General features: G+C 36.2%; 4 protein-coding genes. All 4 read right to left on the bottom strand.

Annotated elements, in window-relative coordinates; translation table 11 throughout:
* Positions 1-213: 213 nt before the first annotated feature.
* Positions 214-2,685 carry a DNA gyrase subunit A gene (gene gyrA, locus BAQ46_RS06085; RefSeq protein WP_001282851.1) on the bottom strand — a complete coding sequence of 824 codons (2,472 nt, stop codon included), beginning with the start codon at positions 2,683-2,685 and terminating at the stop codon, positions 214-216.
* 88 nt (positions 2,686-2,773) lie between these two features.
* The gene (gene gyrB, locus BAQ46_RS06080) at positions 2,774-4,696 is read right to left on the bottom strand and encodes a DNA topoisomerase (ATP-hydrolyzing) subunit B (protein ID WP_000435990.1); all 1,923 of its coding nucleotides are present in this window, start codon (positions 4,694-4,696) and stop codon (positions 2,774-2,776) included.
* A gap of 38 nt (positions 4,697-4,734) precedes the next feature.
* A complete protein-coding gene (gene recF, locus BAQ46_RS06075; protein ID WP_000470750.1) occupies positions 4,735-5,862 on the bottom strand; it encodes a DNA replication/repair protein RecF in 1,128 nt (375 codons plus the stop codon).
* 12 nt (positions 5,863-5,874) lie between these two features.
* A complete protein-coding gene (gene yaaA / locus BAQ46_RS06070) occupies positions 5,875-6,087 on the bottom strand; it encodes a S4 domain-containing protein YaaA (protein ID WP_000821367.1) in 213 nt (70 codons plus the stop codon).
* Between the last annotated feature and the right edge of the window lie 113 nt (positions 6,088-6,200).

Raw genomic sequence — 6,200 nt, 5'->3', positions numbered from 1 at the left:
AATTGACGTTTCACGTTGTTTGTTTCGTTTAGTTTTCAAAGTTCAACATCGCGTTTCAGCGACTTTTATAATATATCATAGTATATTATTTTCGTCAACAAGTTTTTTCGATAACTTATATCTCTCATTTGCTGACTCTGCCTATTATATAGGCTTTCCCTTCCCTATGCAAGTATTATTATAAAAAAATAAAGAGGGGAGATATCTCCCCTCTTATTCTTCTGAAGAAACCTCTTCGCTCGTTTCTTCCTCATCATCTTTTTGTGCTTTTGCTACTGTCGCTACCTCTTGCTCATCCTCTAATCGAATTAGACGAACACCTTGTGTATTACGTCCCATTTGAGAGATTTGATCAACTGGCATACGAATAATAACACCCGCTGCTGTAATTAACATAATATCTTCTTCACCTGTTACAGATTTAACAGCTACTAATTTCCCGTTTTTATCTGTAATATTACAAGTCTTCAGACCTTTACCACCACGGCTTTGTAGACGGTATTCATCAATTGGCGTACGTTTTCCATAACCATTTTTCGTTACAATTAAAACATTTACATCCTCTTCGACAATTTCCATACCTACAACTTGATCTTCTTCACCTAATGTAATTGCTTTTACACCAGCCGCGTTACGTCCCATAGAACGCACATCTTGCTCGTTAAAACGAATTAACATACCATTGCTTGTTCCTACAATAATATCCTTATCACCAGATGTTAAACGTACAGATATTACTTCATCCTCTTCACGAAGAGAGATTGCAATTAAACCATTCGTACGGATATTTGCAAATGATGAAAGTGGTGTTCTCTTAGAGATACCTTGTTTTGTTGTGAAGAATAAGAATTCATCGTCACCAAATTCACGAATTGGAATAATGGCGTTAATCCATTCGCCCTTATCTACACCTAATAGGTTAATAATAGGTATACCTTTCGCTGTACGACTATACTCTGGGATTTCATATCCTTTCGTACGGTATACTTTCCCCTTATTAGTGAAGAATAGAATATGATCATGCGTAGAAGTAGTTAATAAATGCTCGACGAAATCATCATCATTTGTCCCCATTCCTTGCACACCACGTCCACCACGGTTCTGTGTTTTATACGTGGAAGCTGGTAACCTCTTAATATAACCATTATGAGTTAACGTAATGGCGATATTTTGTTCTGGAATCAAGTCTTCATCTTCAATAGACTCCATACCACCAATTGTAATTTCTGTGCGTCTCTTATCATTGAAGCGCTCTTTTACTTCCGTTAATTCTTCACGAATAATCTCAAGAACCTTTTCTTCATCTGCTAAGATTGCTTTTAATTCAGCGATTAACTTCATTAAGTCCTGATATTCTTGTTCAATCTTTTCGCGTTCTAAACCTGTTAAACGTTGCAAACGCATATCTAAAATAGCTTGCGCTTGTTTTTCACTTAAGCCGAAACGTTCCATTAAACCTTGCTTTGCAATTTCCGCTGTTTTCGAACTACGAATTAATGTAATAACTTCATCCAGATGGTCTAAGGCAATTCGTAATCCTTCTAAAATATGAGCACGCGCTTCTGCTTTTTCTAGTTCATAAGCTGTACGTCTACGAATTACTACCTTTTGATGTTCCAAGTAATGATATAAATTTTGTTTTAAGTTCAGCACTTGTGGCTCTCCATTTACAAGAGACAGCATGTTAATACCGAAACTTGTTTGAAGTGCTGTATGTTTATATAAGTTATTTAATAATACATTAGCATTGGCATCACGACGTACTTCCATAACAATACGCATACCATTTCGATCTGATTCATCACGTAAATCTGTAATACCTTCAATTTTCTTATCGCGAACTAATTCTGCAATTTTTTCAATTAATCGCGCCTTATTTACTTGATAAGGTAGTTCCGTTACGATAATAGATTGTTTGCCATTTGACTTCTCTTCAATTTCAACTTTAGCACGAAGTATAATAGAACCGCGTCCTGTTTCATACGCTCTACGAATACCACTTCTTCCTAAAATTAAACCTGCCGTCGGGAAATCTGGTCCTGGAATGCACTCCATTAATTCTGCAATAGTAATATCAGGATTATGACTTAATGCCAATACACCATCAATTACTTCGCCAAGTTGATGCGGCGGAATATTCGTTGCCATACCAACTGCAATACCTGTCGTACCATTTACTAGTAAGTTAGGAAAACGCGCTGGTAATACAATTGGCTCTCTTTCAGAACCATCATAGTTATCTTGATAATCAATCGTATTTTTTGAAATATCACGTATTAACTCCATAGAAATCTTAGACATTCTTGCTTCTGTATAACGCATTGCTGCTGCTGAATCTCCATCGACAGATCCAAAGTTACCATGCCCATCAACAAGCATATAACGTTGACTGAAATCTTGCGCCATACGTACCATTGTTTCATAAACAGCTGAATCACCATGAGGGTGATACTTACCAATTACTTCACCAACAATACGTGCTGATTTCTTATACGCTTTATCAGCCGTAATTCCTAAATCATTCATCGCATATAAAACCCTACGATGCACAGGTTTTAATCCATCACGAACATCTGGTAATGCACGAGATACGATAACACTCATTGCGTAATCTAAAAATGAGGTACGCATTTCATGACTAATATTAATTTCTCGAATTCGTGCTTGTTGTTGATTGTCTGACATCAACGAGCACCTCCTCTTACATTTCCGTTACACATACATTGATTTATATGTAGAAGACAGGAATACTCAGATTCCTGTCATTACTCATTTAAATATCAAGGTTTTTCACGTATTTTGCATTTTCTTGGATAAAGTTACGACGTGGCTCTACTTTATCCCCCATTAAAATTTCAAATGTTTCATCTGCTTCAATTGCATCTTGAAGGGAAACTTGAAGTAATGAACGCACTTCTGGGTCCATTGTCGTTTCCCAAAGCTGAGCTGGATTCATTTCTCCTAAACCTTTGTAACGTTGGATCCCGGGTTTAGGTTGAGCTGGTAATTCAGCTAAAATCTTTTCAAGCTCTTTCTCATTATAAGCATATTGAATTTTTTTACCTTGTTGTATTTTAAACAACGGTGGCTGTGCAATATAGATATAACCATGTTCAATAATTTGACGCATATAACGATAGAAGAACGTTAATAATAGGGTACGAATATGCGCACCATCTACGTCGGCATCCGTCATAATAATAACTTTATGATAACGAGCTTTCTCAATATCAAAATCGCCGCCAATGTTCGTACCAATTGCAGTAATAATTGTACGCACTTCATCGTTAGATAAAATTTTATCCAATCTTGCTTTTTCAACGTTAATAATTTTACCTTTTAGCGGTAAAATCGCTTGGAAGTGACGATCACGCCCTTGTTTTGCTGATCCACCGGCAGAGTCACCCTCTACAATGTAAATTTCACTAATTGCTGGATCTTTCGAAGAGCAATCCGCTAATTTACCAGGTAAACTTGAAACTTCTAATGCACTCTTGCGGCGTGTCAATTCACGTGCTTTTTTCGCTGCAACACGTGCACGTGCTGCCATCGTACCTTTTTCTACGATTTTTCGTGCAACATTCGGGTTTTCTAGTAAGAACTTTTCAAATGCCTCTGAAAACACAGACTCTGTAATCGTTCTTGCTTCACTATTCCCAAGTTTCGTCTTCGTTTGTCCTTCAAATTGTGGGTTTGGATGTTTAATTGATACAATTGCAGTTAAACCTTCACGAACATCCTCACCCGTTAAGTTACTGTCTGCATCTTTTAAAATACTATTTTTACGTCCATAATCGTTAATCACACGAGTTAAAGCTGTTTTAAACCCTACTTCATGTGTTCCACCTTCATACGTATGAATGTTATTCGTAAATGAGTAAATATTATTTGTATATCCTTCGTTATACTGTAAGGAAACCTCAACTTGAATACCATCTTTTGATCCTTCTACATATACAGGTTCTTCATGGATTGGTTGTTTTGAGCGATTTAAATGCTCGACGTATGATTTAATTCCACCTTCATAATGGAATTCTTTCTTTTGCTTATGTTCACGTTTATCTTCAATTGTTAATTTAATATTACGATTTAAAAATGCTAATTCACGCATACGAGTTGCGAGCGTATCAAATTCGTATACTGTTGTTTCCTGAAAAATTTCTGGATCTGGTTTAAATCGAGTTATCGTTCCTGTTTGATCTGTGTCACCAATGACTTTTAAATCCGCAACCGGAATACCTCTTTCGTATTTTTGATAATGGATTTTACCTTCACGATGTACAAATACCTCTAGTTCTGTTGATAGGGCATTTACTACAGATGCCCCAACACCATGCAAACCACCAGAAACTTTATAACCGCCGCCGCCAAACTTACCACCAGCATGAAGAACGGTCATAATAACCTCTACAGCAGGACGTCCCATTTTTTCTTGTATACCAACTGGAATACCACGTCCATTATCCGTTACACGAATACTATTATCTTCTTCGATACTAACGTTAATTTCATCACAGTAACCTGCAAGTGCTTCATCAATACTATTATCGACGATTTCCCATACAAGATGGTGAAGTCCTTTTCCGCTTGTAGATCCAATATACATACCAGGGCGTTTTCGAACTGCTTCTAGCCCTTCAAGTACCTGTATTTGACTTTCATCATATGAATTTTCTTGCATTTGCTTTTGTTCCATTGACACAAAGATCACCTACTTTTCCATTTAAACAGGGATTACGCCCTATCTATTTCACAATCTACCGTGCCGTTCGTTACATGAATTGTTTTCGCTTCTTTTAATGTTTCGTGTTCAATTCCGTCGACACTCGTCGTTGTCACAAATGTTTGCACTTTTCCTTGAATTGTATTTAACAGATGCGATTGACGATAATCATCTAATTCTGATAATACATCATCCAATAGAAGAATCGGATATTCTTTAACTTCTGAGTAAATCAATTCAATTTCAGCTAATTTTAGGGACAGTGCGGTCGTTCGTTGTTGTCCTTGCGAACCAAAGACTTGAACATTTTTACTATTAACGAAGAATTGTAAATCATCACGATGAGGACCAATTAAAGTCGTACCACGGAAAATTTCACGTTGTTTCACGGATTGAAAACTTTCATAGTATACTTCTTTTATTTTCGACAAATCCATTGATTCTGATACATCTACACTCGGTTTATAGACAATTTCTAATTCTTCTAACCCACGGCTTATACCACGATGAATTGGAGCTGCCCATTCTTGTAGTAAATGCAAAAATTCAAAGCGTTTTTGCAAAATTTTTGTACCATGCTCAATAAGTTGAAGTGTAAATACATCCAACATCGTTTCCTCATTCTTACTATTCCCTTGCATCTTTTTTAGCAAGTGATTTCGTTGTGTGAGCACCTTTTGATATTGACTCAATTCATACAAATAGACCGGAGCTATTTGGCCTAATTCCATATCTAAAAAGCGTCTTCTTACTTGAGGGCTTCCTTTTACAAGATTTAAATCTTCTGGGGCAAACATGACAACATTCATCACGCCAATATATTGACTCAATTTTTGTTGTTCAAGTTGATTTAATTTTGCCTTTTTACCTTTTTTCGAGATATTTAATTCCAAAGACAAAGAACTATTTCTCTTTTGTAGCTTTCCTTTAATTTGACCGAAATCTTCATCCCAACGGATAAGTTCGCGATCATTAGAGGTTCTATGAGATTTCGCCATCGCTAAAACATAAATAGCTTCCATCAAATTCGTTTTCCCTTGCGCATTCTCGCCGATAATTACATTTACCTTATCTTCAAAGGAAAGCTCTAACTTTTCATAATTGCGATAGTTTTTTAATTGTATTTCTGAAATAAACAAAGGGCTCCCCCTTTATGACTGAACTTGGAAACTTCCGCTTCCTGGAATTTCAATAATATCGTTCGCATATAGTTTGCGACCTCTTCTATTTTCAAGTTCTTGATTCACGTACACTTCATATTCTTGTAAAAACCATTTTACAGCGCCACCTGTATCAATTACATCGGCTAACTTTAAAAATTGCCCTAGTGTAATATACTCTGTTGAAATTTTAATACGTTTCATAAAATCGCTCACTTTCTGAAAGTGTTCATTCTTTCATTGTACTAAATAAACTAGCATTAGGAAAGTAATACCCAAAAATCAAATAAGGGCTACTAGCATCTGAAAACTAGCAA

The organism is Bacillus paranthracis, from assembly GCF_001883995.1.
Lineage (GTDB): Bacteria > Bacillota > Bacilli > Bacillales > Bacillaceae_G > Bacillus_A > Bacillus_A paranthracis.
The sequence above is the reverse complement of the archived record's forward strand: the minus strand, read 5'-3'. Positions and strand labels throughout refer to the sequence as shown.